This window comes from Vreelandella sp. DA03-1M (assembly GCF_055725665.1).
Genome location: NZ_CM146798.1, coordinates 690,441 through 717,029 on the forward strand (window position 1 = coordinate 690,441; position 26,589 = coordinate 717,029).

At 55.2% G+C, this 26,589-nt stretch carries 24 protein-coding genes and 1 pseudogene; 16 read left to right on the plus strand and 9 right to left on the minus strand.

Going from position 1 to position 26,589, the window contains the following annotated elements; all coding sequences use genetic code 11:
- Positions 1-19 precede the first annotated feature (19 nt).
- The 4 genes from ACXUPB_RS03275 to ACXUPB_RS03290 all read right to left on the minus strand — a co-directional run bounded on the left by ACXUPB_RS03275 (position 20) and on the right by ACXUPB_RS03290 (position 5,113).
- Positions 20-1,660, minus strand: coding sequence for an ABC transporter ATP-binding protein (locus tag ACXUPB_RS03275; protein WP_472955321.1), 1,641 nt, complete (start codon positions 1,658-1,660; stop codon positions 20-22).
- A 9-nt stretch (positions 1,661-1,669) separates the two neighbouring features.
- Complete coding sequence (locus ACXUPB_RS03280; RefSeq protein WP_113268633.1) at positions 1,670-2,503, minus strand: ABC transporter permease; 834 nt, start codon at positions 2,501-2,503, stop codon at positions 1,670-1,672.
- A complete protein-coding gene (locus ACXUPB_RS03285) occupies positions 2,500-3,480 on the minus strand; it encodes an ABC transporter permease (protein ID WP_472955324.1) in 981 nt (326 codons plus the stop codon). Before ACXUPB_RS03285 ends, ACXUPB_RS03280 begins: the two co-directional genes overlap by 4 nt.
- Before the next feature lie 76 nt (positions 3,481-3,556).
- Entirely contained in the window at positions 3,557-5,113 is a 1,557-nt protein-coding gene (locus ACXUPB_RS03290) for an ABC transporter substrate-binding protein (protein WP_472955327.1), read from the minus strand.
- 228 nt (positions 5,114-5,341) lie between these two features.
- On the opposite strand from ACXUPB_RS03290, the gene ACXUPB_RS03295 reads away from it, so the two are divergent.
- Both ACXUPB_RS03295 and ACXUPB_RS03300 read left to right on the plus strand, forming a co-directional pair.
- Positions 5,342-6,040, plus strand: coding sequence for a GntR family transcriptional regulator (locus ACXUPB_RS03295; protein WP_472955328.1), 699 nt, complete (start codon positions 5,342-5,344; stop codon positions 6,038-6,040).
- Positions 6,041-6,060: 20 nt separating this feature from the next.
- A complete protein-coding gene (locus tag ACXUPB_RS03300; RefSeq protein ID WP_472956670.1) occupies positions 6,061-7,083 on the plus strand; it encodes a histone deacetylase family protein in 1,023 nt (340 codons plus the stop codon).
- A 34-nt stretch (positions 7,084-7,117) separates the two neighbouring features.
- Here the strand turns inward: ACXUPB_RS03300 and ACXUPB_RS03305 are convergent, their stop codons facing one another.
- The 4 genes from ACXUPB_RS03305 to ACXUPB_RS03320 all read right to left on the minus strand — a co-directional run bounded on the left by ACXUPB_RS03305 (position 7,118) and on the right by ACXUPB_RS03320 (position 9,666).
- The gene (locus tag ACXUPB_RS03305; RefSeq protein ID WP_472955331.1) at positions 7,118-7,810 is read right to left on the minus strand and encodes a Fic family protein; all 693 of its coding nucleotides are present in this window, start codon (positions 7,808-7,810) and stop codon (positions 7,118-7,120) included.
- The gene (locus ACXUPB_RS03310) at positions 7,788-8,120 is read right to left on the minus strand and encodes an antitoxin VbhA family protein (RefSeq protein WP_472955333.1); all 333 of its coding nucleotides are present in this window, start codon (positions 8,118-8,120) and stop codon (positions 7,788-7,790) included. Before ACXUPB_RS03310 ends, ACXUPB_RS03305 begins: the two co-directional genes overlap by 23 nt.
- Positions 8,121-8,288: 168 nt before the next feature.
- Positions 8,289-8,531, minus strand: coding sequence for a helix-turn-helix domain-containing protein (locus tag ACXUPB_RS03315; protein ID WP_472956672.1), 243 nt, complete (start codon positions 8,529-8,531; stop codon positions 8,289-8,291).
- A gap of 47 nt (positions 8,532-8,578) precedes the next feature.
- Positions 8,579-9,666 (minus strand): IS3 family transposase gene (locus ACXUPB_RS03320; protein WP_144408567.1). Its coding sequence is split into 2 segments (ribosomal slippage): positions 8,579-9,411 and positions 9,411-9,666, totalling 1,089 coding nucleotides; the frame shifts between segments, so codons are not numbered across the junction.
- Between the two features lie 395 nt (positions 9,667-10,061).
- Here ACXUPB_RS03320 and ACXUPB_RS03325 point away from each other — a divergent pair.
- The 5 genes from ACXUPB_RS03325 to ACXUPB_RS03345 are packed head-to-tail and all read left to right on the plus strand — an operon-like array spanning position 10,062 to position 16,654.
- Entirely contained in the window at positions 10,062-10,208 is a 147-nt protein-coding gene (locus tag ACXUPB_RS03325) for a hypothetical protein (protein ID WP_472955335.1), read from the plus strand.
- 35 nt (positions 10,209-10,243) lie between these two features.
- On the plus strand, positions 10,244-13,909 hold the full coding sequence (locus tag ACXUPB_RS03330) for an ATP-binding protein (RefSeq protein ID WP_472955337.1): 3,666 nt from the start codon (positions 10,244-10,246) through the stop codon (positions 13,907-13,909).
- Entirely contained in the window at positions 13,906-14,541 is a 636-nt protein-coding gene (locus ACXUPB_RS03335) for a hypothetical protein (RefSeq protein ID WP_472955340.1), read from the plus strand. Before ACXUPB_RS03330 ends, ACXUPB_RS03335 begins: the two co-directional genes overlap by 4 nt.
- 2 nt (positions 14,542-14,543) lie before the next feature.
- Positions 14,544-15,788: a hypothetical protein gene (locus tag ACXUPB_RS03340; protein ID WP_472956674.1), complete on the plus strand. Its 1,245-nt coding sequence runs from the start codon at positions 14,544-14,546 to the stop codon at positions 15,786-15,788.
- A complete protein-coding gene (locus tag ACXUPB_RS03345; RefSeq protein WP_472955342.1) occupies positions 15,785-16,654 on the plus strand; it encodes a DUF7281 domain-containing protein in 870 nt (289 codons plus the stop codon). The genes ACXUPB_RS03340 and ACXUPB_RS03345 overlap by 4 nt, the downstream gene beginning before the upstream one ends.
- A 1,279-nt stretch (positions 16,655-17,933) precedes the next feature.
- Here ACXUPB_RS03345 and ACXUPB_RS03350 read toward each other — a convergent pair.
- Entirely contained in the window at positions 17,934-19,235 is a 1,302-nt protein-coding gene (locus ACXUPB_RS03350; protein WP_472954311.1) for an IS1380 family transposase, read from the minus strand.
- A gap of 147 nt (positions 19,236-19,382) precedes the next feature.
- On the opposite strand from ACXUPB_RS03350, the gene ACXUPB_RS03355 reads away from it, so the two are divergent.
- From ACXUPB_RS03355 to ACXUPB_RS03395, 9 genes and pseudogenes are all read left to right on the plus strand, one after another.
- Complete coding sequence (locus ACXUPB_RS03355) at positions 19,383-19,634, plus strand: DUF4145 domain-containing protein (RefSeq protein ID WP_472956676.1); 252 nt, start codon at positions 19,383-19,385, stop codon at positions 19,632-19,634.
- Positions 19,635-19,691: 57 nt separating this feature from the next.
- A complete protein-coding gene (locus ACXUPB_RS03360; protein ID WP_179917458.1) occupies positions 19,692-20,993 on the plus strand; it encodes an IS1380 family transposase in 1,302 nt (433 codons plus the stop codon).
- Between the two features lie 335 nt (positions 20,994-21,328).
- Positions 21,329-22,192 carry an HNH endonuclease gene (locus ACXUPB_RS03365; RefSeq protein WP_472955344.1) on the plus strand — a complete coding sequence of 288 codons (864 nt, stop codon included), beginning with the start codon at positions 21,329-21,331 and terminating at the stop codon, positions 22,190-22,192.
- A gap of 239 nt (positions 22,193-22,431) precedes the next feature.
- Positions 22,432-22,668: pseudogene (locus tag ACXUPB_RS03370) on the plus strand (MBL fold metallo-hydrolase); the annotation flags it as partial.
- Between the two features lie 198 nt (positions 22,669-22,866).
- Positions 22,867-23,598 carry an EamA family transporter gene (locus ACXUPB_RS03375; protein WP_472955346.1) on the plus strand — a complete coding sequence of 244 codons (732 nt, stop codon included), beginning with the start codon at positions 22,867-22,869 and terminating at the stop codon, positions 23,596-23,598.
- A gap of 231 nt (positions 23,599-23,829) precedes the next feature.
- Positions 23,830-24,711 carry an arginase family protein gene (locus tag ACXUPB_RS03380; RefSeq protein WP_472955348.1) on the plus strand — a complete coding sequence of 294 codons (882 nt, stop codon included), beginning with the start codon at positions 23,830-23,832 and terminating at the stop codon, positions 24,709-24,711.
- Between the two features lie 173 nt (positions 24,712-24,884).
- Positions 24,885-25,904: a hypothetical protein gene (locus ACXUPB_RS03385; protein ID WP_472955351.1), complete on the plus strand. Its 1,020-nt coding sequence runs from the start codon at positions 24,885-24,887 to the stop codon at positions 25,902-25,904.
- Between the two features lie 56 nt (positions 25,905-25,960).
- On the plus strand, positions 25,961-26,239 hold the full coding sequence (locus ACXUPB_RS03390) for a type II toxin-antitoxin system RelE/ParE family toxin (RefSeq protein WP_472955353.1): 279 nt from the start codon (positions 25,961-25,963) through the stop codon (positions 26,237-26,239).
- On the plus strand, positions 26,239-26,532 hold the full coding sequence (locus ACXUPB_RS03395) for a HigA family addiction module antitoxin (protein ID WP_088700604.1): 294 nt from the start codon (positions 26,239-26,241) through the stop codon (positions 26,530-26,532). The genes ACXUPB_RS03390 and ACXUPB_RS03395 overlap by 1 nt, the downstream gene beginning before the upstream one ends.
- Positions 26,533-26,589 lie beyond the last annotated feature (57 nt).

Below are 26,589 nucleotides of genomic sequence, written 5' to 3' on the forward strand. Positions count from 1 at the left end.
GTCTTTCCTATCCGATAAACTACGCTGTTGCCGCCACGGGGGCTTCGCGGCCGGGAATCGCCTTGAGCAGATCCTGGGTATACGCCTCTTTTGGGGCGAGGAAAATCTGCTCGGCGCTGCCTTGCTCGACGATGCGCCCATGCTGCATCACCACAATGCGGTCACAAATATGCGCGGCGACGCGCAGATCGTGGGTGATGAACAGCAGCGACAATGAAAGCCGCTGTTTTAACTCTTCCAGCAGTTCCAGCACTTGGGCCTGAATCGATACATCCAGCGCCGAGACAGCTTCATCCGCCACGATCAGCTCAGGGTTAAGCGCCAACGCTCGGGCAATGCCAATACGCTGACGCTGGCCGCCGGAAAACTCGTGAGGAAAGCGCTCCACAGCGCTGGCGCCCAAGCCCACCATGTCCAGTAGCTCCCCCGCCTGCTTAAGCGCCGCGGCTTTGGGCGTGCCGTTGGCAATCGGCCCCTGGGCAATCGCCATGCCCACTTTGGTGCGTGGGTTGAGCGAGGCGTAGGGGTCTTGGAAGATCATCTGCACCCGGTGGCGTTCCCGGCGCAGCGCATCACCTTTTAGTTGGGAAAGGTTCACCCCATCCAGTAGCAGCTCGCCGCTGTCGGGGTGCTCCAAGCGCACCACGCAGCGCCCGAGGGTGGATTTTCCGGAACCTGATTCGCCCACGATGCCCACGGTTTCGCCTCGCGCCAGGGTGAGCGATACATCCTCTAGGGCGCGCACTTCGCGGGAAGGTTTAAGGAATCCGCCCCGGGAGCGAAAGACCTTATTGAGCTGCTTGATCTCCAGCAGCGGGGCGACTTGACTGGTCTCCCGGTGAGGCGGAACCGCATTGCTGGGGATCGCGGCAATCAGCGCTTGGGTATAGGCGTCTTGAGGGTTCTCAAGCACCGGCTTGGCGTCCCCCAGTTCGACGATCTTGCCGTGGCGCATGACGCAGACGCGGTTGGCGATTTCGGCCACCACGCCAAAGTCGTGGGTGATAAACATCACCGACATGCCGCGCCGCTGCTGAAGGTCGCGAATCAGCTCAAGAATTTGCGCCTGGGTGGTCACATCCAGCGCGGTGGTGGGCTCGTCGGCAATCAACAAAATGGGTTCCAGCGCCAGCGCCATGGCGATCATCACCCGCTGGCGCTGGCCGCCGGAAAGCTCAAAAGGATAGGCGCGAATGGCTTTCTCAGGCTGTGGAATGCCCACTTCGATGAGCAGCTCCAGCGCGCGGGCCTGGCGCTCCTTGGGGGTGAACTGGCCGTGGGCCTCGAACACTTCGGCAATTTGCGCGCCTACCCGCATCAGCGGGTTTAGGGCGGTCATTGGCTCCTGGAAGATCATGCCGATTTTTAGCCCGCGCAGGGCGCGGTGCTGCTTTTCCGTCAGGGCGAGGAGATCCTGCCCCTCGAACAGTATCTCGCCCTGAGTGGCGTTCACGCCCTTGGGCAGTAGCCCCATGATGGCGTTGGCAGCCATCGATTTGCCGGAGCCGGACTCGCCCACCACGCACATGATTTCGCCGCGCTTTACCTCGTAGCTCACGTCCTCCACCGCCAGGGCGCGATCCGCCCCTTTGGGCAGCGCAATGTTGAGATCGCGAATGCTGAGGACGGTGTCAGCCGATGGATTCTCTGTAATAGGCATATAAAGTCCTTAGCGCTCGCGGGATAGTTTGGGGTTCAAAGCGTCGTCTAACCCTTCACCCACCAGGTTTAACGCCAGTACGGTGAGCAGAATCGCCACTCCCGGGAAGAAGCTCAGCCACCATGCCTGGCGAATCACCGTGCGCGCCGCGCCGATCATATAGCCCCAGGACATCACATTAGGGTCGCCCAGGCCGAGAAACGACAGCGCCGACTCCAGCAAAATCGCGGTGGCCACCATTAGCGAGGCCAGCACGATAATCGGCGACAGCGTATTGGGCAGAATTTGGCGCAGAATAATCGTGGTGTTGGACTGGCCCACCAAACGCGCCGCTTCCACGTATTCTCGGTTGCGCAGCGACATAAACTCGGCACGCACTAAGCGGGCCACCGGTGGCCAACTGACAATCGCGATCGCCAGCACGATCGAGGTGATGCTCGGCTGCATAATCGCCACCAGCACTATCGCCAGCGCAAAGTTGGGGATGGTCTGGAAGAACTCGGTAAAGCGCATCAATATGTCATCAATGATGCCGCCGTAGTAGCCGGCAATGGCTCCCAAGGGAACGCCAATCAGCAGTGCCACGCTGGTGGAGACCAGCCCGATCAACAGTGATACCCAGGCGCCGTGCATCAAACCCGAGGCCACATTGCGGCCCATGGTGTCGGTGCCCAGGGGAAAGCCATCTTGCGAGAGCGGCGGCAAAAAGGGCCGCTGCACCATGCGCCAGGGGGATTCAGGAAACAGCAGCGGCGCCAGTATCGCCATGGCGATAATCAGCAGCAGGATGATCAGCCCCACCAGGGCGCCACGGTTTTGCGCAAAGCGTGCGAAAAAGCTCATGAGGCCCCCTTCTTGATGCGTGGATCAGCAAGGCTGTACACCAAATCGGTGATGATATTGAAGACGATGACCAAGGCCGCCGAGAAGAAGAAAATACCCAGCAGCAAGTTGTAGTCGCGCTGCTGCAGCGCTTCGAACATCAGCCGCCCGATACCGGGCCAGGCAAACACGGTTTCGGTCAGGATTGCCCCCCCGACCATCTGCCCCGCCTGCAGGCCTGCTAACGTGATGATCGGCAGCAGGGCGTTACGCAGCACATGGCGGCGCTGAATAATGCTCGGTTTCAAACCTTTGGCGCGTGCGGTTTTGACATAATCCTGCTGCGCGGCATCCAGCATCGACGTGCGCGTCATGCGGGTGTAAATCGCCATAAAGAAGAGCGCCAGGGTGGTCGCCGGGAGCACCAAGTGCTGGGCAACATCGAGCACCAGCGCAAACCCCGTATGGCCTGCCCCCACGGTGTAAAGCCCGTAAGCGGGCAGCCAGCCCAGGTAGACCGAAAACACCACCACCGACATCAGCGCGACCCAGAACAGCGGCGTAGCGTAGAAGATCAGCGCGAGCGCCATAATGATGGAGCCTGAGGGCTTTTTAACCCGCGCCGCCGCCATGGAACCGGCCACAATGCCCAGTACCAGCGAAAGCACAAAGGCGGTGCCGGTGAGCAGCAGGGTGGCGGGCAAGCGATCCATAATCAGATCAAACACAGGGACACCCAATCGGTAGGAGTAGCCGAAATCAAGCATGGCGATACCTGATACATAGCGCCACAGCTGCACATACATCGGCTGGTCGAGCCCAAAGCGCTCGCGCAGCTGGTTAAGAAACTCCTGGTCCGCGGCACCCGCTTCACCGGCCAGAATGGCGGCCGGGTCGCCGGGGGCCAGCTGAATCAGCAGGAAGTTAAAAATAACGATTAAAAACAGCACAATGACGGCTTTGAACAGCCGCATCAGAATGAGGCGAGCGTAAACCATAAGTCGTTTCCTGACTAAGACCTTCAAGACATAGCTGGAAAACCCAGGTAGCCAGCGCTACCTGGGTAGCTTGGGTTTAGCGATCTAGCCAAGCATCTTTAAAGCCGTCGTTAACACCCACACCTGAAGTGACCAGATCCTGCACATCACAGCGATAAAGGGTCGGGAAGCCCAGTTCCATCAACCAGCCAACGGGCACGTCTTCGTGGAGGATTTCCTGTACTTCACGGTAAAGTTTCTCGCGCTCTTCGTCGGGGAAAGCCGTGGCGGCTTCGTTGAACAGTTCGTCGACACGCTCGTTTTCATAGCCTTCCACGTTATTCCAGGGCGAGCCCTTGGCAATATTGTCGGAAAGATAGGTGCGTGAAATGCCCAGCGCCGGGTCGCCGTACTGGTAGAGGTAGGTAAAGGCGAGGTCGTAATCCCAATCGCCCAGGCGTTGGTTCCAGCCGCCCACGTCGGTGGCTTGGGTTTCAACGTTAATACCCACTTCGCGCAGGTTCTGCTGCACGGCTTCGGCCCAGCGGGTCCAGGTTTCGCCGTAGGGCAGCGGCAGGATGGTGATCTCTTCGCCGTCGTAGCCCATCTCTTCAAGCAGCTCACGGGCGCGTTCCGGGTTGTGGTCGTAGGGCTCCAGATCTTCATTCTGGAAGCGCGCATTAGAACCAAAGGCAGACAGCGGCACATTGCCCAAGCCATTCCATAAGACATCTTTGGCGAACTCGCGATCCATGGCGTACATCACTGCCTGGCGGAAGCGTTTATCCGCGGTGGGGCCTTCGCGGTTGTTCATCCACAGCATGGCAAAGGGGCTAAAGTACTCGTGGCCCTCTTCGGTCATGCAGACATTATCCATTGCTGCTAAGCGGGGAATATCGAAGTTCTCGACGGTGCCGCTGGGCAGCACGTCAATGGTCTCGTTCTCGAACGCCACTGCACGGGAAGCGCCGTCAGGAATAACGTGCCAGTTAACCCCGTCGAGGTAGGGAAGACCCTCTTCATAGTAATCGTCGTTTTTAACCAGCTCGATAACGGTACCGCGCTCCCAGTTGGCGAACTTGAACGGGCCGGTGCCAATGGGGTGGTCGTTGTGCTCATTGTCGCGGAATTCAGTACCTGCGTAGAGGTGCTCCGGCACCATGGTAAAGGTGCCCGCCTCGAAGGAGAGCAGAAAGGGGCCGAAGGGTTGCGTCAGAGTAAATACAACGGTGTGGTCATCGATGGCTTCGATGCTCTCCACATGCTGAAGCACGGCGCGGGCGCTAGGGTTGAGCTCGCGGTGGAAAACATCCGCAGAGAACACCACGTCATCAGCGGTGAAGGCTTCGCCATCGTGCCAGGTAACGCCTTCACGCAGGTGGAAGGTGTAGGCACGGCCATCGTCGCTGATTTCCCAGGACTCCGCCAGCTGTGGCATGGGTTCAAGATCGGTGGAGTAGCGCAGCAGACCTTCGTAAATATTGCCCGATACGGTACGTGTAGGCGCGTTCTGAACCATGCCCAGCACCAGGCCAGGCGGCTCGGGCTGAATAATGGTGTTAACGACGCCCCCTTCTTTGGGGTCGTCTGCCATAGCGGCGGAGGTAAAAGCGAATGCTGCAGCGGAAATAGCCAACGCTAAAGGTTTTTTCATGTTTCCTGCTCCTCGGTTATTAGCACGTAATGAGGTTACGTAGTCGTTAGGCGAGCGAGGCGTGGCGTGTCAGGCCCAGTTGTGGTGGTTATTGGGGGCCTTTTTTGAACCTTGCACTTTGAACTTAGCAGCATGTGGTAAAACTGTCGACAGTCGGCAATCGTTCGTCGACAAGTGGCTTTTTTTCGTCATACTGAAAAAACGTGTCATACCCCTTGAGTGATTTTTATGGCCTCATCAATGGTGGCTCCTAGGGCCTTTATTCAGCAGCAGAACCTTGTCGAACAGGTGGCTGACTATTTGACCCAAGCGATTATTAAACAACACTTTTTACCCGGTGAGCGGCTTTCGGAAGTGCAGCTTTCCCGTGACTTGGGCGTTAGCCGAGCCCCGGTGCGTGAGGCGGCACGTTTGCTGGAAAGCCGGGGTTTATTGATCTCGAAACCGCGCCGTGGGTTCTTCGTTCGTGCGTTGAATGCCGTTGAACTCGAAGATGTATTTGATTTGCGGCTATGCCTTGAGCGCCATGCGATTCAGCGCCTTGCCGAGCGCTATACGCCGGAAGTCCAGCGCGCGCTCAAGCAGCAGGTCGAAGTGCTTTGCGAGGCCGCAGTCGGTAACGATGGCACGCGTCGGATTGAAGAAGATCTTCAGTTCCACCGCCTGATGCTGCAATACGCAGGTAACGACCGACTGCTGCGCGCCTTCGATGATTTAACCCATGAACTGCGCCTCTGTATCACTTTAATCACCAAAACCCATGAAGCCCCCGACACCATCGCCACCAGCCACTATCAGTTGCTCGATGCGCTGGATAGCGGCAGCCCGGCAGCCTGCCGTGAGGCAATCGATTACCACATTGGCGTTGCCCGCAAATTTGTAGTGAAGGGTGTGGGCGAAACCGGAGATAGATCTGATGAAGGATAGTTCTGATGAATATAGTGCCGATGAAGACGTTCTACCACGCTGACCAACTGCTTCATCAGCCGCAAACCTACTTCTCCCGGGGCAAAATGCGCACGCCCCAGGAAGTGCCTGAGCGTGCCACGCACCTGCTGGCCGCCGCCAAGCGGCTAGGCTTTGATATTCAAGCACCCGCGGATCATGGCGTAGCGCCAATAAGGGCGGTGCACTCGTTGCCCTATCTGCGCTTTCTCGAAAGTGCCCATCGGCGCTGGCATGCCCTTGGGGAAGACTGGGGCGAAGAGGTAATTTCCAATATCTTCGTGCGCTCCCCCAACGCCCTGCGCGGCATCTTGGCGGAAGCCGGGCGTTATCTAGCTGATGGTAGCGCCCCGGTAGGCCAGCATACCTGGCAGGCTGCTTATTGGTCGGCGCAAAGCGCGGTCGCTGGGGCTGAGGCTCTATTAGCCGGTGATCGGTTTGCCTATGCGTTATCGCGCCCGCCGGGCCACCACGCGGGCATCGACTCCGCCGGCGGCTTCTGCTTTCTCAACAATGCCGCCATTGCCGCGCAGCACCTTAAAACCCGCTACCCCCGCATCGTTGTGCTCGACCCCGATATGCACCACGGCCAGGGCATTCAGGAAATTTTCTACCAGCGCGACGATGTGCTGTATATCTCGATTCACGGCGATACCACCAACTTCTACCCGGCGGTAACCGGCTTCGAAGATGAGCGCGGGCAGGGGGCGGGGCTGGGTTATAACCTCAACCTACCGATGCCCCACGGCTCAGAGGAGTCAGTGTTTTTTGACCGCCTGGAAGAAGCCTGCCAGGCCATCCGCCTGTTCGAACCGGACGCCATTGTGCTGGCGCTGGGATTCGATATTTACGAACTCGATCCGCAAGCCAAGGTCGCTGTTTCTACAGCGGGTTTCGGTGAGCTTGGTCGTAAAGTAGCGGATCTGAACGTACCCACGCTGGTGGTGCAAGAAGGTGGTTACTACCTGGAAGGGCTGGAAGCCAATGCGGTGAGTTTTTTTGAAGGGTTGTTGGGCACCACGTAATAGTTTCGTGCCGGTTTATCTGACGCGGGGGCAGCTACAAAGGCCGGACAGCATCGCGAAGCAAGTCAGGCAGCTCACGGTTGCCTTCTAGTTGATCCACGCTCAGCATCACGTCGCGCTTCGTGACGAGGTTTTGGATATTTGGTAAGGCAAGTTTATTCACACTAAGATCACGAGCAATATAAAGAACATCGCGACCAGCTGGAGACTTATCGAACTGGCTCCAATCCAGGGTGTAGCCCGACGCTTCGGCTAGTTGACGTGTGAATTCACGCAGCGTGCGGCTATTACCGTCAATGAAAGGGTGAATGTAATCAACTTCGACGTAGAGCTTCCCTATAAATTGGGTGAACTCGGTTGTCTTTAAGTTGGATAATTCGGCTGGGTTCACTCTTTCTAGCACTTCGTCTAGCCGCAATTGCGCTGCTTTATTCATTGGGGAATAAGCCACATTGGATGTTATACCAATGCTTTTAAGGTGGCGGCTTTTAATCCAGTCTTTCCCAGGGGTGACAGCAGGTCGATACTCGCCCGGTGTGATATCAACGAAACCCAAGCCCGGTAGATCTTGAAAAATTCGCCGATTAATTTCTTTCAGGTGAGCTGCATCGAAGCTGCCAAGCACCGGATCAAGGCGTAGCTCAACAATCCGTTGCCATGTATGCGTCGCTTCAAGCGCTTGGCGTTGTTCAGGGGTGAGTGGTTTACCGTTCTTGTACTGATTCATTGCGTATTTTTATAAACTCATCCAGCTCGATTTCGCCATCGATAAACCGCTGTGCATGCTGCTCATCGGCCTTGCTGAGTTTCAAACCCTCCAAACCAACCGAGGCACGGCTATAGTTCACCGCTTCCTCCCGGCGCTTACGCTCGGCCGGGCTGATAGCCGACTTACGAACACGCGACTGATCAACGTAGTCACGCATCAGCTCGCGTAAAACCTGAGCGGCTGGACGATGTTCGCTCTCAGCCGCATCACGGAAGCTGGCTCGAAGATCCGGCTCGACGCGGAAAGTCATCGTTGTTTCTTTGCTCATTGCTTCAACTCCTGAGCTCAAGGCTTAGAGCCTTCATGGCGATCATTATGAAACGCCAAATACCTATACTAACATTCAGGTAATGACAATGTAATGTCATCGGGTTGGCAAGAATTTTTCGCCGTCGCTCAATGTCGATAGAACGCTAAGCAGCAAAATCACTAACGATTAAGCCAGTATTTCCAACCCCTTTTCGGCCACCAGGTTCAGCAGCTTAAGCGAAGGGCCATTAGGTTTCTTCTGGCCTTGCTCCCACTTTTGAACCGTGGACAAACTGGTATTCAGGTAGGCCGCGAACACGCCTTGGCTGGCGTGATTTTTGGTGCGAATCCGCTTGATCTGTATTGCTGTGTACTCTTTTACTGACGGCAGACAGAGTGCATCGAACTCGCGCAGCGTGGTTTCTTTCATCACACGGTAATCCCCCCATTTATAACCGGAGCGATAAGTAGAGTTGGTTAGGCCGCCATGGCCACCTTCTGTTTCGGTGTTATCCCACCCAATGCCATGTTCGGTCGCTCGTGGTTGTACGTCCAGAGCCAGTGTGTGGCAAAATCCTGTACTTCAGCGATCGAGTCGAAAAGATAATGGCTCAGCCAATCATAACGGACTGTTCGGTTGTAGCGTTCAATGTAGGCATTCTGCTGCGGCTTGCCAGGTTGAATGTGCATCAGCTCAATGCCGTTCTGCTTCGCCCAACGGGTTAGTTTGCCACTGATGTATTCCGGGCCGTTGTCGCATCGAATGGCCTTGGGTCGGCCACGCCATTCGATCAACTGGTTTAAGGAGCGTATCACGCGCTCTGCTGGCAGTGAGAAGTCTGCATCGATGATCAGGCCTTCACGGTTGTAATCATCGATCACGTTAAACAACCGGTACGTTCGGCCATCGGCCAACTGATCATGCATGAAGTCCATCGACCAGCAGTCGTTCAGAGCAGTGGGCACAACCAACGGCGCAGGCTTTTCACGCACCAATCGCTTTTTCGGCTTGATGCGTAAGTTCAGCTCCAATGCCCGGTAAATTCGGTAGATGCGCTTATGGTTCCAGCGAAAGCCCTTCACGTTGCGCAAATACAAGTAACACAGTCCAAAGCCCCAGTTACGCTGATTGTGGGTCAGGCGCACCAGCCAGTCAGCGATAACGGCGTTCTCATGGCTAAGCTTCGCCTGATAGCGGTAACAGGTTTCACTGATCCCGAAAACCTGACAAGCCAGCCGAATACTGCAGCAACCGGCCTCAACGACATTCTTTGCCATCTCGCGGCGTTGAGATGGCTTTACCACTTTCCCTCAAGGGCTTCCTGGCGCAAGTCTGCCTTCAACCGCTCTTCGGCATACATCTTCTTGAGGCGCTGGTTCTCGTCTTCCAACTCTTTGAGGCGCTTCATCATGGAGGTGTCCATACCACCGTACTTGGAACGCCATTTATAAAATGAGGCACTGCTCATACCATGCTCGCGACACAGTTCAGGGACAGGCACGCCAGACTCAGCCTGCTTCAAAATCGCCATGATCTGGCTGTCAGTAAAACGTGATTTGCGCATGTGAAATCTCCTGTTTTTTCAGGTTACAAAATTCCACTTATCAACGCGATTATTTTTCGGGAGGATTACCACACCAGCCGCGCGCAGGTCTTGAGCCGTTTCATGCACCATATCTAAGATTGATTTATCCATCTCTTTCTACCTCAATTATTCAAAGCATATACCAAGAAGGTGGGCTGTAGTGGGAGGCAACTCACAAGATATTCTTGTTGGATCAGCGTGGAAGTTAGCGTGAAGTTAATCGCCAGTACGATTTTTTCAATCTGAATGTGATTATTGCCATTGGCTACAACAACGACGGGCTGCGAGCTGTTGACTCATAAAGTAAGTTTCAAAAGCCGCACTAAAAATCGTTAATCCTAAATGCTTTCTGCAAACTGAGGAATGCAGAAAGGATGCAGAAAGAACATGACATGAAGCTGAGGTTGTTCAAAACACAAGCCATCCAGCGCCGCCAGAAAATGCTGCTTTGGCTTGTATCAAGCAAGAGTGGCAATATAGCCACTTTCAGCGATCAGCAAAACGATCCGGATAGTCATTGAGACAGCCATTGAAATAGTCATCGAAAGGACACGGCATGGCCCACCTGCTACGCATCGTGATGATTCACGGCCACCTGGAAGGCGTGGTCGAACTGAGTGTGGACGGCCACACCAATATTTGCGGCACCAACGCCTCCGGTAAAACCACGCTACAGCGCCTGGTACCGGTGTTCTACGGCGAATTACCCAACAAGGTCGTGCCCAAAACGCGCATGAAGTTTGATGCGTTCTACCTGCCTCACCGCAACAGCTACCTAGTGTACGAATATCGCCGCGAAGCGGGCAATATCTGCCAGGCGGTGCTGACCCGTAAGGCCGAGGGCGGGGTGGAGTACCGCTTTGTCGGCGCGCCCTACCAGCCGGAAGATTATCTGGTGGAGAGCGACGCGGGCGTAGCGGCGCTGGACTACACCCAGTGGGCCAGCGGCCTGCGGCGCAACGGCACGCCGGTTTCCCCCAAGCTGGGCGCTACCTCTGAATTCCGCTCAGTGATCCAGAACGACTTTACCCAACTGCACGGCAACAGCCGCGACGGCCTCAAGCTGCGCCAGATCGCGGCGCAGTTCAGCCTGGTCAAACCCGAGCGGCGCATCCGCCATATCGAAAAGCTGGTCTCGGCGGTGCATGCCAAAGAGGGCAAGATGGACACCCTCAAAACCATGCTGGCGGCGATTTTCGAAGAGGATGGCGTTGAACTCCCGGTGACCCGAATTCGCAATACCAAGGCGCGGGAGTGGATTGCCCAGATGCGCCAATCCATGCGCCTGGAACCGCTGCAGGCCTCTCTCGCCCGGCTCGCCGGTATCGACCGTGAACTCGCCGACCTGGATGCCACGCTGTGGCAACTAAAGCCCCAACTGGAAGACGACCGCCAGCGGGCCGAACGCCAAATGGCCGACGTAGATGCCGAGCTTGCCCGCCACCAGCGCGAGTTCCAGCAGCGGGAGAGCGACTACGCTGAAGCGCGGGATAAGCTGAACGACCGCCACAGCGAAGTGGTCAGCGATTTGCAGCAGACCCAGCGCCGCCTCAACGACCTGCAAACCCAATACGAGCAATACGCTGATGCGGATATGCCTGCCTTGGAGCGCGACATCAACGCGCTACCCCAGTGGCGGGAACAGCGCGACCAGTTGCGCACCCACCTGAACGTGATGCAGGACGCGGTAAAAGAGAGCCAGGCGCGCCTGGACGGGCGGCTGCGCGAACTTTCCGAGGCGCTGGCCCGCCAGACCCGTGAATCCCAGGAACTGATCGACGCCCTGGTCGAAGAGAAAGCCCAGCGCCGGGAGCAGCAGTGGGAGTCCGAACAGCAGCTCAACGAACGCTACCAGCAGGAGCGTCAACGCCTGGAGGGCGAGTACCAGGCGCAGCTGGAACTCGGTGTCGAACAGCTAGCCGAACTAAAAGCGCAGCTCTCGCTCTCGACCCAAACCTCCGAAGAGGCTTCCGAGGCGGAGCTTGCCCAGGCGCGCCTGGATCAGGCCCAGCAGGAGCGCAACGCCTCGGCCGCTACCCTGGATGGCCTGCGCCGGGAGTTTGAAAGCCGCAAACGCGAGCGCGACAGTGCCGAACAGCAGCTGGTGCAACTTCGCCAGCAGTTGGAACGCGCCGAGCAGCGCTGCTACGCGCTCTATCAGCAGCGCGACCCGGAGCAGGGCAGCCTGCGCCACTTCCTGCGCTACCATCGCCCCGGCTGGGAGCAGCAGTTAGGCAAGGTGATTGCGCCGGAGCTGCTGGAGCGGCGTGACCTCGCCCCACAGCTGGCGGAAGGCGCAAGCGATGACTTGTTCGGGCTGGCGCTGGATCTTTCCGCCATTGCTTTGCCGGATTACGCCCAGGATGAAGCAAGCCTACTGGCCGCCATCGAAGAGGCGGACACCGCCAAGCGGCGGGTGCAAACGGAGAGTCAAGCCGCCGAGAAATCGCTCAAGCAGCATAACGAGCGGGTGCAGCAGGCCGATGAAGCCCAGGATCAGGGCCGCATGGCCCACAAACGCGCCGAGCAGGAAGTCGAGTTTGCGATAGAGGCCCGCCGCCAGCAGCAGGAGCGCCACACCAAGCGCCAGCAGGAGCGCCGCGCCGCGCATCAAACCGCGTTAGCCAGCCAAGAGCAGGCGCAAAAGGAGCTGCGCGAAGAGAAGCAGCAGGCGCTCGCCGCCCTTAGCGAGACCCATCAAAGCCAGCTATTGGAGCTCAAGGCCGACGGCCAGAGCCAGGTGGATAGCCTGGATGCCCAGTTGCGCCAGTATAAGCAGCAGTTGAGCGACGCCAACACCGAACACCAGCGCCAGCGCGCGGAGCTGGAAGAAGCCTTTAGCCAGGAGCTGGCCGAGCAGGGCGTCGACCCCGCCAAGCTGAAAGATACCAAGGAGCGGCTGGCCAGCCAGGATGAACGCATTCGCGTCACCGCCGCCCGCCAGGATGAACTCACCGAATACACCCGCTTTATGCGCGTTGAGTGGGGGCAGCATAAACCGCAGCTCGTCGCGCAAGAAGCAGAGCTGGAGCAAGCAGAGCAAAAGCTGCAACGGGATAAAGAGCACCTGAAAAACGACTTCCAGGCGGCGCGCAAAACCCACCAAAGCACGGTCAGTACGCTGAAAGCCCAGCGGGAGAGCGAATACGCCTGCCTGGAAGCCTTGAAGCCGCTACTCACCCAGCTGGAAAGCTTGGCCATTGAGCCCGATGGCCAAGCGCCCGGCACGCCACTGGGCGATGTGGACGAGCGCATCGAGCGCGCCCGCCAAGCGCTGGGCAATCGCCACCAGCTTATCGAGCAATTACGCCGTGGCTGCCTGGAAGTCGAAAGCCAACTCATCAAGGACGCCAGCAGCGGCTTTGCCGAAGCGCTGGAGAGCGAGCGCAGCAAGTTGCAAAGCGACAACCCGCGCCTACAGCTGCCGCTACTGCGCGACATGCTCAAACTGCTCGAAGATCAACAGCAGCAGTTGATTCAGGAAGGCCGCAACCTGAGCGACGACCTAGATAAGTTCTTCACCGTGTTCCGCGATCTGAACCGGCGCATCAGCGCCCAGAGCCGTCGGCTTTCTGAAGAGGTTGCCGATGACCTGCGCCTGGAAGGCATCACCAAGGCCGAAGTGCGCATCCAGTCCACCATCGACGAACTGGGCTTCTGGGAGCCGCTAAAGCTGTTCGCCCAGCGCTACAAAGAGTGGCGGGAATCCGGCCAGACGCTACCCAGCGACGACTACCTCAACGCCCTGGCAGACGTGGTCGATTTGCTGCGCAGCGACCAGCAGTACAGCTTCGAAAGCCTGCTGCGCCTGGAGCTGCACCTGAACGAAGGCGGCACCGATCTGGTGATCAAAAATGACCGCCAGCTGCTGGAGTCCTCCAGCCACGGCATGGCGTATCTGATTCTGTGCAAGTTCCTGCTCGCCTTTACCCGCCTGCTGCGCGGCGATGCCGAGATTGCCATCCACTGGCCCATCGATGAGATCGGCACCCTGGCGTATCACAACGTCGAGAAACTGTTCGACGCCTGCGACAGCAACCGCATTCATATCGTCGGCGCGTTTCCCAACCCCGAGTCCGACGTGCTGCTGCTGTTCGCCAACCGCTACCTGATCGATCGCGATGAGGCCAACCCCAACAAGCGGGTGTTAAAACGCATCGAGCCACGGCTAAGCCGCCTGGCCGAACGGCTCCAGGAACGTCAGCAGGAGGTGACGGTATGATCGAACATGGCCCACTGCTAGAGCGCCTGCTGGCCGGTGAATTTGTCTGCCCGATCAGCGATGAGAGCGGCTATCGCCATCTCACCAATGAAGAGACCCGGGAGGAGATCGATACCTACCTGCGGCCGCTTAACCGCCGCCTGGCCAGCAATGAAGAGGGCAGTGTCTACTTTCTGGCCTGGCGTCAGCTCAATGACAACGCACGGGATCAGCTGTCACGTCAGCTCGGCGATACGCTCAATAGCCTGCTGCCGCTGCTGGAGTGGCTGCAGCTGGTTCAAGAGGCGCTGGGCCGCGATACCCTGGCCGCCCCCGGCGACGTACTCAAACCGGCCGAGTTCAGCGCCAAGTGCGAAGACAACCAAAGCCTGCGCGAACGCTTGGAGCGCCTAGCCACCGACAGCTTTTTTGGCTCGCAAAGTGACCAGCTCGATGCCCAGGTAAAGCAGGTCTTCAAGCGCCTGAAAGAGCACGGCTACCTGCTTCAGCCCCACGCCGAGCGGCAGGTATTCGTGGTCACCGGCAAGATCGACTACCTGGTGGATCTGGTGCGCTTTATTCGCGATGAAGAGAACTTGCCTATCGAAGAGGGCAGCGAAGAAGGCTCTGGTTCCCAGGAGGCCTTGTTGTGAGTATGGGTTCTAATGGAGAACACGCTCTGGAAAGCCGCCTGCTAAAAACCGGCAGCGAACGGCTGGCGCTGCTCGGCAAGCACGCCGATGCACTGATGCAAGCCTACACCCGCGATGAAGTGCCGCTGGAATCGCTCAGCGACAGCGCGCTGCGCAAGCTGCTTGCGGCGCGCATTCTATGGCGGCCGGATGAGCAGAGCGGCGTAAAGCTGGCGCCCAAGGTGCGCGAACTGATCGCCGAGATGCTCGCCGACGAGACCCGCCGCCATGTGAACGCCGATGTAGCGGAAACTCTGGAGCTGATTCGCGCCCTGGTACACAGCTACCGGGAAGCGCGCAGCCGCGGCGAACACTGGCGGCTGGAGCAGCAGTTGATGCGCCTGCGTCAGGAAGTCGACGACCTGAACGGGCGCTTCGCCGATGCCATCGACAGCTTATGGCAGCGGCTGAATAGCGATTTTGGTTTCGTCAGTCAGCTCAACGACAAGATCCGCGAAAACGACCGCGCCCAGAAGCAGATTGCTAGGCTGCTGGATGGCCTGGCGCTGATCGACTTCGACGAGCTGATCGAACTAGTGGGCAGTGACGGCAGCCTGCGCAAGCTTTTGATCAGCCAGCTACAGCAGCAGTTAAGCCACCACTACACCGGCCTGCGCGAAGTGCAGCGGCGCTTGATCGAACTGATGGCACGCTTTCGCAAGCAGCAGGCGCGCAGCCGCCTGATCAGCGGCATGGCCGCCTTTATGCGCGAACACCCCGGCTTTGTGCCGGGCAACTATGCACGGCGCAGCGAGGTGCCAGGGCTGGTCAATCAAGCCGCACCGCTAAGCGCGGCGGCCGCCCCGGCGCTGGATCGCAACCTGGATAGCCGGTTGCTCGCCGAACTGCTGCACCAGCTACCCCAGCCGCGCCACACCACGCAAACGGTGGAAGCCGCGGCGCCTGCCCAAGCCCAAGAGAGCAGCCTCGCTGCTGCCCGCCAGCAGGCGCTCAAGCAGGATGTGGAACACTTCTATTTAAGCGTGATCGACCAGCCCCAGGCGGCGCCGGTCAGCGCCCTTGAGTACCTACACGCAAGCCCGCTGGAGTGGCCGGATGAGATATGGCTTTTCCAGGTGATTTCCGAATACCAAGGCCTGCCGCGCAGCGATCAGAAGGCATTTCGACTCAAACAGCAGGAGAGCCAAGCGAGCCAATTCAATCACCTGCGCCTGATCCACGATGTAGAACTGCAGCTGGCCGTATGAATCTACCCAGCCGCGCACGCAATGGCCTTAACGGCGTCGCCCGCGAACTTCTCCGCCAGCCCGCGGTGGAGAAGCCGCGTCGCCAATGGGTAGACGACGTAGTGGCCTGGTGCCACCAGCACGACATTGACCTGGCCTCGCGAATCAACAGTAAAGCGCTGCGTTTTGACGCCGCCTTGTTGGCGCAAATTGATGAGGTGTTAGAAAGCGCCCGAATAGCCCCGCTAGGCCGCTCCCTCAGTGGCCTGACCAGCAGCGCCCAGGCGAAGGAGGGCGTAGAAGAAGACAAAGCAACCCGCGAAAGTCCCCGCGCAAGGCGGGTACTCGTCAGCTTTCCGCCCCAGCCAATAGCAGGGCTTGCCAACGAACCACGCGCTATTCGTGATGTGGATGTACTCGGCCTAAAGCTGAGCGCGTTCAGTGCTCTAATCCAGGTCGAAAACCTGGATAGCTTCTATGAGTTCTCGCCAGAATTACCAGCACTAAGCGGCTACATTAACCCGCTGGTAGTCTATCGTGGTGACAGCCACTACGGCGGCGGCTTTGCGTTACTGGCGGATGCTTGGCACAAAACCCGCCGAACACATATCTACGCCGGTGACTTCGACGTAAAGGGCGTTACGTTAGCCCTCGACAGCAACGCCACCCACTTGCTGCTGCCCTCCATCGAATGGCTTATCCAGCATGCCACGCCGTTGCACGTGCCCGCCGAGCAGTTTCCCTACCAACGGCGATTGCGCAAACATCTTGCCGGGCTGCCATCTGCCCACCCATTGCACGAGTATCTGACGCTGCTTCTGGAAAAGCAGCGGGGGCTCAAGCAGCAGTGGTTTGGTGGGGAACTGATGTGTGTGGGACTTAGATAGGAGCAGTTTTGGCCGGGCTGCAACTCAAACCCGCTATTTTACGCTTTGCCTTGATTAGTCTAATCAGCGTCGTAGGTCTGATTCCCCCAGCGTAGTAGTGCTTTTTAAGCTGCATGATTAGGCAGAGCAAAATGATCCAGCACACGACTTTGGGATATGCCTCCTATTTTTTCTTTGCCTTAAGGCGAATCAGTGGGATAGAGTCAAATGAGCTGGGTACATAACCTTAATGAATAAGCGGGCGTGTTTATTCATTAAGGTTATGCAGCCTTCTGTGTAATCACTGTTAGCTATAAGGGAGGTTGAGCATGCTTAAAGCCGTCGGAATTCTCCTGATAGTTTTCGGAGGCGTTGGTCTGATACAGAATTTTCGATTCTTGGTGGCATTTCGTAAAATCACCAAGTCTTCCTCTGATGAAGCGTCCGGGAAAACTGCCGTCAATGAGCACTTTCTTGGGCTTTTCGTTTTCTCGCTCGGCATATTTGCTTTGGGTGTATATTTGGTTCAGAGGTAAAGAAACATGGCTATATTGGGTGTGATCTTAATTATTGTAGGTCTTAGTGCCGGGGTACAATCATTTCGTGTGCAAGGAACCTCAAACGAAATATTGAAGGCTGGTCGAGATCCAGACTCTTTAACATCTACTTTGTGGACGCAGCGGGTAATCAGCTTATCTTGTTTGGGTGCTGGTTTATACATATTGCTGTAGCTAACAATTCGCTGTTGTCGGACAATTTCGCCACCGCTTCGCGGCTACAAAATTGCCGCAAAGCTCTGCGTTATACGAATACTAGAATTGGAGTACGAATTTGAAAGGTAAATACATCACCCCGTTTTTGCGTGGAGAGGCATTTAACTGTGTAAGTTGCCATGTTTTCACTAAACAACATTGGTATTACATGCGAGGGTCAACTGATGCTTCTGGGTATGGTGGCCAAAGGGAAGATGGCCGATTCATGATATCTTATTGTGAACACTGTGATTTCCCAACTATCTGGCATGGTGAGGTCATTATATTTCCGCTAAATTTGTCTGCGGAACCACCAAATGAAGACCTTCCTGCAAATATTAAAGCAGACTATGACGAAGCGAGAGCTATTTTTAATCTTTCCCCTAGCCTGGATTTCTCATAGTACCTCAGCCAGTACCGCACTCAGGCTGTAACACCGCTAAACACCTACTGGCTCGACTTACATCGGCTACTTTTTAACCACTTTCCGTCCTTCAGACACACTTCCCCCTTTCCCCCATTGCGTCGGGCCGGGGGCGCCCGAGCAGTCAGTTCGGCACCAACCGCCTGACCAGATCGGATAGCGCCGTTTTATAGGGGTAGCTGTCACTCATCAACACCCGGATGCGGCGCGTATTGCGGAGGATGACCGCGCCTACTTTGATGAGCTTGAGCCTCAGGTTGCTTGGACTCATGCACGCGAAGGGCGTGTGCTTCAGGTAAGTCCGTAACCGCTCGAACAGCGTATAAGCGAAGCCCGACAAGATCAGCCGCCACTGATTGGCCCACCAGTGCGTGCTGGAGGTCCGGTCAGCAAACAGGCTCAGTTGTTGATCCTTGATCCGGTTCTCCATGTCACCCCGGGCACAGTACTGCTCGTAGTAAAGCGTGAAGCCGTCATCGTAACGAGAGCTGATGATAAACCGGGGATTAGAGCCTAACTCACCTTCTTCTAGGCGGGCCACCACCCAGCGTGGGTATTTCCAGGAGCGGGCTTGATACTGGAAGCGGAACGTCCCCGCTACTTTCCCTCCCACCTGCCATTGGGTCTTGCGCACCAGCATCATGGGGACGTCCACTTCCTTGAGCAGCCGGCTGTTCTTTGCGATTCCCACGATGTAGTCGACGTGATGCCGATCACACCAGTTCAGCATCCGGGGACGACAAAAGTGGCTATCACCTCGTAACACGATGCGCGTATCGGGCCAGTATTGACGGATAAAGCGTACCAGTAAGGCGAGGATCGCCCAGCTATGGCGGCTGTCGCTGCGGTCACTGGTGCGCAGATAGCTCACCAGTAAGTGGCGCCCACAGAAGACATACAGTGGGAAGTAGCAGTGGTGATCGTAATAACGGTTAAAGAACTTGCCGGGTTGCTCGCCATGCACGGGGATGTCGGTGCCATCAAAGTCCAGCACGATCTCCTTGGGTGGTTCGTCATGCTGTTCAATGAAGTGATGCCACAGCAACTCATGGGCCTTCACTATTGCTTGCCGATCGGCGTTCTGCTCCACCCGGCACAGCGTCGACTTGCCTGCCAGCGTATCCTCTTCACCGAGCGCTGTCTGAAGGGCCTGATCATAGCGCAGGGCCTCATGGTCGTTGAAATCTTCATAGCCAGCGGCGACACCGAACACCCGCTGACGAACCAACGTGTCGAGCTTATGACGAACCTGTTCCGGTGAGCGGGGATCATGAAGCACGGCGGCCAAGCGGCGTGTTAGGCGATGCTGTTTATCGACTTCACGAAGCAGGAGTAATCCGGCGTCCGACGTAATGTGGCCCCCGGAGAAGTCGGCTTCAATTTGGCGGCGAGAGAGTGGCGAGAAGGTCAGCTTTTCAGGTACCATTTTGGAAGCGGCTGTTGGTGTTGGTTTTTGGTGTAAGGCCCTGAAACGTTAACACTTTCAGCCGCTTTCTTTTATACCCTGTGAGAAATCCGGGCTAGAGGATCAGCTGCATTGCTTCGCCTCGGAATACAAAAACTTTGTGCACACTTGGGCCAGCCGGGGAAAAATATTAATGCAGACATTAAAACTCTTGTTCAAGCGGGCTTACCGCCAAAAGTTCAGGAAGCGCTCGATAGCGTTCGGGTTATAGGTAATGACGCTGTACATCCAGGCACTATCGACCTTAATGATGACCGCGATACTGCGAATCAACTCTTTAGACTTGTGAATTTCATTGCTCATAAAATGATAACCGAGCCTAGCCCGGATTTCTCACAGGGTATAAAAGAAAGCGGCTGAAAGTGTTAACGTTTCAGGGCCTTACACCAAAAACCAACACCAACAGCCGCTTCCAAAATGGTACCTGAAAAGCTGACCTTCTCGCCACTCTCTCGCCGCCAAATTGAAGCCGACTTCTCCGGGGGCCACATTACGTCGGACGCCGGATTACTCCTGCTTCGTGAAGTCGATAAACAGCATCGCCTAACACGCCGCTTGGCCGCCGTGCTTCATGATCCCCGCTCACCGGAACAGGTTCGTCATAAGCTCGACACGTTGGTTCGTCAGCGGGTGTTCGGTGTCGCCGCTGGCTATGAAGATTTCAACGACCATGAGGCCCTGCGCTATGATCAGGCCCTTCAGACAGCGCTCGGTGAAGAGGATACGCTGGCAGGCAAGTCGACGCTGTGCCGGGTGGAGCAGAACGCCGATCGGCAAGCAATAGTGAAGGCCCATGAGTTGCTGTGGCATCACTTCATTGAACAGCATGACGAACCACCCAAGGAGATCGTGCTGGACTTTGATGGCACCGACATCCCCGTGCATGGCGAGCAACCCGGCAAGTTCTTTAACCGTTATTACGATCACCACTGCTACTTCCCACTGTATGTCTTCTGTGGGCGCCACTTACTGGTGAGCTATCTGCGCACCAGTGACCGCAGCGACAGCCGCCATAGCTGGGCGATCCTCGCCTTACTGGTACGCTTTATCCGTCAATACTGGCCCGATACGCGCATCGTGTTACGAGGTGATAGCCACTTTTGTCGTCCCCGGATGCTGAACTGGTGTGATCGGCATCACGTCGACTACATCGTGGGAATCGCAAAGAACAGCCGGCTGCTCAAGGAAGTGGACGTCCCCATGATGCTGGTGCGCAAGACCCAATGGCAGGTGGGAGGGAAAGTAGCGGGGACGTTCCGCTTCCAGTATCAAGCCCGCTCCTGGAAATACCCACGCTGGGTGGTGGCCCGCCTAGAAGAAGGTGAGTTAGGCTCTAATCCCCGGTTTATCATCAGCTCTCGTTACGATGACGGCTTCAAGCTTTACTACGAGCAGTACTGTGCCCGGGGTGACATGGAGAACCGGATCAAGGATCAACAACTGAGCCTGTTTGCTGACCGGACCTCCAGCACGCACTGGTGGGCCAATCAGTGGCGGCTGATCTTGTCGGGCTTCGCTTATACGCTGTTCGAGCGGTTACGGACTTACCTGAAGCACACGCCCTTCGCGCGCATGAGTCCAAGCAACCTGAGGCTCAAGCTCATCAAAGTAGGCGCGGTCATCCTCCGCAATACGCGCCGCATCCGGGTGTTGATGAGTGACAGCTACCCCTATAAAACGGCGCTATCCGATCTGGTCAGGCGGTTGGTGCCGAACTGACTGCTCGGGCGCCCCCGGCCCGACGCAATGGGGGAAAGGGGGAAGTGTGTCTGAAGGACGGAAAGTGGTTAAAAAGTAGCCGATGTAAGTCGAGCCAGTAGGTGTTTAGCGGTGTTACAGCCTGAGTGCGGTACTGGCTGAGGTACTATGAGAAATCCAGGCTAGAGAGATTGATGAAATTTACAACAATCTTCCTGCTGACAAGCTGAAAGGCATTCAAGATCGTGACGCGAAGTAATAGTCGTATAACAAAGCCAAGCAGCAGCTCCCCTTCGGGGTTGGATCTCGCTACACTTGGCCGCTGTTAGCGGCGTTAACTACACGAAAGAATGAACATGTATTGTATTTATTTAGATAAAGAAGTTGATCAAGCAGACATGAATCGGGAGCACATCATCCCCTTGTCATTGGGTGGTGCGAACGGCTTCGAAATACAAGTTGACTCACAAGCCAATGCAACTATGGGTTCGAATGTTGATGCTGCTATTGCTAATGATTTTTTTATGTCATTTCCAAGGCGTGAATACGATGCGAGAGGTCACTCGAATAAGCAGCCTTTTCCGCTTGCAAAGAAATCAAAGCTATTCTTCTCAAATAAACCTGTTCAAGTCGCTTTTAAAAAAGAAAAAATTGAGATCTTTTCACCAATTGATCGTCGAAATCTGGATGAAAGTGAAGTGTCTGGCGAGAAATTCCTAAGTACATTTAAATTGGATGTTTATTCTCGAATGAGATTTACAGCAAAAGTGGCTCTGTCTGCTGGTTATTTCATCTATGGTGATTTGTTTAGAAACAACGTAAACCATAATGAAATACGTAAGCTAACGAGTTTTGATCGAAGTACTGCAGACAGGAAAGATTTTGAAGGCTTTACAACGAAAGGCTGGTTTTGGCCATTTCTTGTTGAAGAAAAAGACAAGGAAGATCACCAGCTCTATCAGTTCTTGGCAAGTCATCTGGAAAGCTCTTTCGTTTTAGCAATTCCAGGCCCTTCCAATCTTGGTTTAATTGTTGGAATTCTTGGTCAGGTTGTAGGAATTATCAACTGCCCAGCAAAAACTGATCATTTTCCTGTCGGGGATGATCATGACCTAGGCCACCTAGTTTCAACAAAGGGTGGGAAGGTGTCGAGAATGTCTTACCGAGAGCTAATAAAAAATGCTGCGGAAGCAAACGACTTGGACTTACCAGAAAGCTAACCAGGCCAGCCAGTGGAACCAAAAACCGCCGCTTCGCTCTGGTTTTTTGGCCCCTGCTAGCGGCGTCAAGAATTGGGGGTTAAATGCTATAATCGCAAGCTGCATCGGCCAAGCTTGCCGTATGTATATAGACCTCAATTGCATCAATGTCTGCCTACTAATTATCGTAAAAGTACTCTTTAAATTTAGCTGACTGGCAATTCGCCGCCTTGGTCTTAAAGCGAGAGCACGTAAAAGATATGAACTTACTGTTCCTAGGAACATCCGCCGGTGTACCCACTAAAACAAGAAACGTCCCCGGCGTCGCGTTGCGCGAAAGCAAGGGGAAGGGCTGGTACCTGATCGATTGTGGTGAGGGCACCCAGCATCAGGTCTTGCACACCAAGCTATCGTTCCATTCGCTGAAAGCCATCTTGATTACCCACGTACACGGCGACCACTGCTATGGGCTGCCGGGCTTACTGGCGAGTGCAGCCACCTGCGTGCATAGTAATTTGGACTATGCTGGGGAAACTAGTTTTTCTTAACGTAGCATCCTGCCGCTCAAGGATACGGTGATATGAGCCTAGAAATAACAATGATTGTACTGCTCGCTGCCATCTTTAACGCAAGCTGGAATGCGATCGTTAAAGTGAGTGGCGACAGAATAGCCGTCATGGCGGTGATCACCTTTATTGGGCAGTCTGGTTTCTGCGCTCGCCCTGCCTTTCGTGGCGCTCCCCGATCCTGCCAGTTGGCCGCTGCTTGGCTTGGCCATCTTGATTCATACCGCATATCACTTTTGCCTGCCCATGGCTTACCACTATGGCGATTTCGGCCAGGTCTATCCCATAGCGCGTGGATCGGCGCCATTACTCGTTACCCTTGGTGCAGCCGCATTCGCTGGTGAAATGTTGGGCTTTCTCCCGTTACTCGGCGTGCTGTTTCTTGGGGTGGGCGTGATGTCGCTAGCGTTTGAAACAAGCACCGGTATCACCAGGAACCCCCGCGCTATCCTCCTTGCGCTCGGCACGGGTGCCTTTATCGCTTCCTACACGCTGGTGGGTGGCCTAGGTGCACGACAAGCTGGCTCGGTGCTCGGTTTTGCGGTTTTATTGACCCTCGGCAACGGCTTGCTGACGTTTGCGATTGCTCTGACGTGGAAAGCCAAGGAGATAAAAAGAGTTATATCCAGCAATTTGGCTCCAGCCATTGTTGGCGGTGGAATGCAGGTCGGTGCGTACTGGATTATTATCTGGGCCATGGCTTATGCTCCACTCGGCATGGTATCGGCTCTACGAGAAACCAGCGTGCTGTTCGCAGCGCTGATTTCCACCATCATTCTGAAAGAAGGTTTTGGCGTATGGCGGTTTGTTTCTTCAGGCTTGATCGCTTGCGGTATTGCGTTGACGCGTTACAAGCCTTGAAACTCGCCTTCTAGTCTGAATGGTCGTTTCGAAAGCTACAGGCTGGACTGGCTCATCCATAAAGTCGCCTGTGGCATTCACAACCTCAAGCGAACTACCTTTGCGTCACCTTTAATTGGGTAGCTACATAATCTCAATAAACACTTCGGGACTTTTATTGAGGTGATGCAGTCTTCGTATAACCACTGTTAGCCGTCGAACTGGGAGTTTAGCATTACTAAACGAAACGTTATGATTCTCGACGCACCATCGAATCTTGGTTTACGCCCTCCTGAAGATGGTGTCGTACCTGGCTGCTATAAGTTGCCTTGGGCACTTCGGGATCGTGGATTGCTGAAGGCAATAGGCGCTGATGATGGCGGTAGTCTGGTGCCGCCTCGATACTGTTCTCAGTGGACTCCAGGCGATGGAGATCGTAATGCTGAAGGATTTGCCAGCTACTCAGTTCTGTTGGCGAACCGTATCCAATCCATTATAAAAACGCATCGCAAAGTCTTAGTGTTGGGTGGCGATTGCAGTATTCTTCTCGGCTCCATGCTGGCCTTGAAGCGCCGCGGGCGTTATGGACTGGTCTTTTTGGACGCTCACGGTGATTTTCGGCATCCAAAAAACGCGCCGGAAATCGAGACAGCGGCAGGAGAAGACCTCGCCATCGTGACTGGGCATGGAGATGCGCGTCTGATTAATCTTGATGGATTGGGCCCCTATTTGCGTCATGAAGACGTACACGTTGTCGGTGTGCGCCCTAGCGACGAATATCTTGATGAACTCGCAGCCAGACAGATCAGCATTACCACAAGTCAGGAGCTCATGGAGCGTGGCGCAGAGATAAGTGATGACGTGCTGGAGACGACGACAGCAAACACCGATGGCTTTTGGATCCATCTCGATCTAGATGTAATTGACTCTTTGGAAATGCCAGCCGTCGATTGCCCGGAACCAGAGGGGCCATCCTTTGCAGTGATCGCCACGCTCTTAACGAAACTCCTCTCATCACCCAAATGCGTCGGCATGGAGGTCACTATCTATGACCCTGATCTTGATTCCACCGGAGCGAGCGCTGATAGGGTTGTGGCCTGCCTCACAGAAGCCTTTTCGGCGGCTAACCTTTGATTGCAAAGAACGCGCTTACATGCGTCTCTGAACTCAACTGTTAACCTGCTTCGTATTCATTGCATTGCCCACTCAATCGGCTCTGTAACTTGTAGAGCCGGATCTTTTGCCAGTCGCAAATGCCCCCTTGAAAATATCACTCTGGACTAACCCAATGGCCGAACGGTGAATTGATGACTGATGAACAAACTCGCCTTATTCATCTGATTGATGAATTGCGCAATGCGAATCAACTGCTAGTCGATGGTTTTGGAGCCCTTCAGGAAATCACCATCGACAACGATTTCTATCATGTGCCACATCAACTGATTGCCAGCGGCCTTGAGCGATTAATGAAATGTTTTATCTCTATTGTTCATCATGGCCGAACTGGTGCGTTTCCAGATATGTACTTTATGAAGAGCCTTGGTCACAACTTAAATGATATTAAGCACGAGATTTGGCAGAACTACTATGGAGGCCGCAACCGGCCATTCGTAAGTGCTGAATTTTACGCTCTCACGACAGATCAGCATTTAACAGATGCAATTAGTATTCTCTCACTCTTTGGCCGGTTTGGGCGCTACTATAACCTCGATGTTGTTGCTGGTAGTCATCGCGACCCGGTTGACCCGAAGGCAGAATGGAGAGAGTTAGAGTCACGTATAGAGTCCCCCGTACCTTATCTTGCCGATACCGAACTGCTGTATCGAGAATACTACCCGCGTATTAATTCACTTCTAGTCGGGCGATTGGAGCGGTTTGTCCGCGCTATTGCATTGCAGTTTACGATTGGTGATCACACCGATCCGAAAAAATACATCAGACAATCGGCGGTTGCTTTCTCCAACTTCCGAAACCTGCGTGATGAAGAGCTTGGCCAAAAAGACTATCGGCGCTCAGTGAAAGTACTACAAAGCAAAAAGGAAAGTTGGGTAAACCGTACCGATAGTGAAATCCTGAATAGTGACTGCCAAACTCGCATTGTAGAGCGCAGTGATTTCAAAGGTGACTGGCCGTTTCGAGCGGATCGTGTAATTCTTGAATGCATTGACTCTATATTCCTAATCGTCAACATTGACGGTTATGCTTACTCGTTAAATGGTGCTGCAAGCAGTCGCTATAACCTTCCTTCGCCGCACGATGCGGGTATTGCAATCTTAGGTAAATCTATTGGCCCCTTCATTGAAATGGCGCGAGAAGCGCAGCCTTAGGCGTGAGCAGGAGATTTCTGGTTGTTGCTTGGTGCGCAACAGGCTATAGTTTCTTCATGATTAAATCATTCCGTCACAAAGGACTGAAGCGGTTCTACGCTAGTGGCAGCACCGCTGGCATACAGGCGGATCATGCCAAGAAGCTGCGTATGCAGCTTGCTGCTCTGGATACAGCTATTTCAGTAGAAGATATGGATATCCCAGGTTTTCGGCTCCACCCGTTGAAAGGGAAAGACAAGGGGCGATGGTCGATTTGGATCAACGGAAATTGGCCCATGACGTTCGAATTTCGGGACGGCAACGCCTACATTCTTGATTATGAGGATTATCACTGATGACGATGCATAATCCGCCGCATCCAGGCGAGTTTATTCGGGAAGTTTACTTGGAACCCTTTGGTATTAGTTCCCGTCAGCTTGCGTCCAGTTTGGGGGTTTCACCTTCCACGCTGTCGCGGTTGCTCAAGGGGGATAGCGGCATTAGCCCCGAAATGTCTTTGCGTCTATCCAAAGTGCTTGGGCGCACCCCAGAAAGCTGGCTGGCGATGCAGGATATGTATGACCTATGGATGGCTCGCAGCACAATTAATTTGGACGACCTTCACCCATTGGATTTTGAAGCCGCTTAACGGTAGCTATCGTTGCTTCTGATCCTCCTGTCGAAAAAAGTCCGAGAAACCGAACTT

Bases quoted from the DNA above. Each gene is read 5' to 3' on its own strand.
- ACXUPB_RS03275 (WP_472955321.1), bottom strand. From the start codon at position 1,660: ATGCCTATTACAGAGAATCCATCGGCTGACACCGTCCTCAGCATTCGC.
- ACXUPB_RS03280 (WP_113268633.1), bottom strand. From the start codon at position 2,503: ATGAGCTTTTTCGCACGCTTTGCGCAAAACCGTGGCGCCCTGGTGGGG.
- ACXUPB_RS03285 (WP_472955324.1), bottom strand. From the start codon at position 3,480: ATGGTTTACGCTCGCCTCATTCTGATGCGGCTGTTCAAAGCCGTCATT.
- ACXUPB_RS03290 (WP_472955327.1), bottom strand. From the start codon at position 5,113: ATGAAAAAACCTTTAGCGTTGGCTATTTCCGCTGCAGCATTCGCTTTT.
- ACXUPB_RS03295 (WP_472955328.1), top strand. From the start codon at position 5,342: ATGGCCTCATCAATGGTGGCTCCTAGGGCCTTTATTCAGCAGCAGAAC.
- ACXUPB_RS03300 (WP_472956670.1), top strand. From the start codon at position 6,061: ATGAAGACGTTCTACCACGCTGACCAACTGCTTCATCAGCCGCAAACC.
- ACXUPB_RS03305 (WP_472955331.1), bottom strand. From the start codon at position 7,810: ATGAATCAGTACAAGAACGGTAAACCACTCACCCCTGAACAACGCCAA.
- ACXUPB_RS03310 (WP_472955333.1), bottom strand. From the start codon at position 8,120: ATGAGCAAAGAAACAACGATGACTTTCCGCGTCGAGCCGGATCTTCGA.
- ACXUPB_RS03315 (WP_472956672.1), bottom strand. From the start codon at position 8,531: ATGAAAGAAACCACGCTGCGCGAGTTCGATGCACTCTGTCTGCCGTCA.
- ACXUPB_RS03325 (WP_472955335.1), top strand. From the start codon at position 10,062: ATGCAGAAAGAACATGACATGAAGCTGAGGTTGTTCAAAACACAAGCC.
- ACXUPB_RS03330 (WP_472955337.1), top strand. From the start codon at position 10,244: ATGGCCCACCTGCTACGCATCGTGATGATTCACGGCCACCTGGAAGGC.
- ACXUPB_RS03335 (WP_472955340.1), top strand. From the start codon at position 13,906: ATGATCGAACATGGCCCACTGCTAGAGCGCCTGCTGGCCGGTGAATTT.
- ACXUPB_RS03340 (WP_472956674.1), top strand. From the start codon at position 14,544: ATGGGTTCTAATGGAGAACACGCTCTGGAAAGCCGCCTGCTAAAAACC.
- ACXUPB_RS03345 (WP_472955342.1), top strand. From the start codon at position 15,785: ATGAATCTACCCAGCCGCGCACGCAATGGCCTTAACGGCGTCGCCCGC.
- ACXUPB_RS03350 (WP_472954311.1), bottom strand. From the start codon at position 19,235: ATGGTACCTGAAAAGCTGACCTTCTCGCCACTCTCTCGCCGCCAAATT.
- ACXUPB_RS03360 (WP_179917458.1), top strand. From the start codon at position 19,692: ATGGTACCTGAAAAGCTGACCTTCTCGCCACTCTCTCGCCGCCAAATT.
- ACXUPB_RS03365 (WP_472955344.1), top strand. From the start codon at position 21,329: ATGTATTGTATTTATTTAGATAAAGAAGTTGATCAAGCAGACATGAAT.
- ACXUPB_RS03380 (WP_472955348.1), top strand. From the start codon at position 23,830: ATGATTCTCGACGCACCATCGAATCTTGGTTTACGCCCTCCTGAAGAT.
- ACXUPB_RS03385 (WP_472955351.1), top strand. From the start codon at position 24,885: ATGACTGATGAACAAACTCGCCTTATTCATCTGATTGATGAATTGCGC.
- ACXUPB_RS03390 (WP_472955353.1), top strand. From the start codon at position 25,961: ATGATTAAATCATTCCGTCACAAAGGACTGAAGCGGTTCTACGCTAGT.
- ACXUPB_RS03395 (WP_088700604.1), top strand. From the start codon at position 26,239: ATGACGATGCATAATCCGCCGCATCCAGGCGAGTTTATTCGGGAAGTT.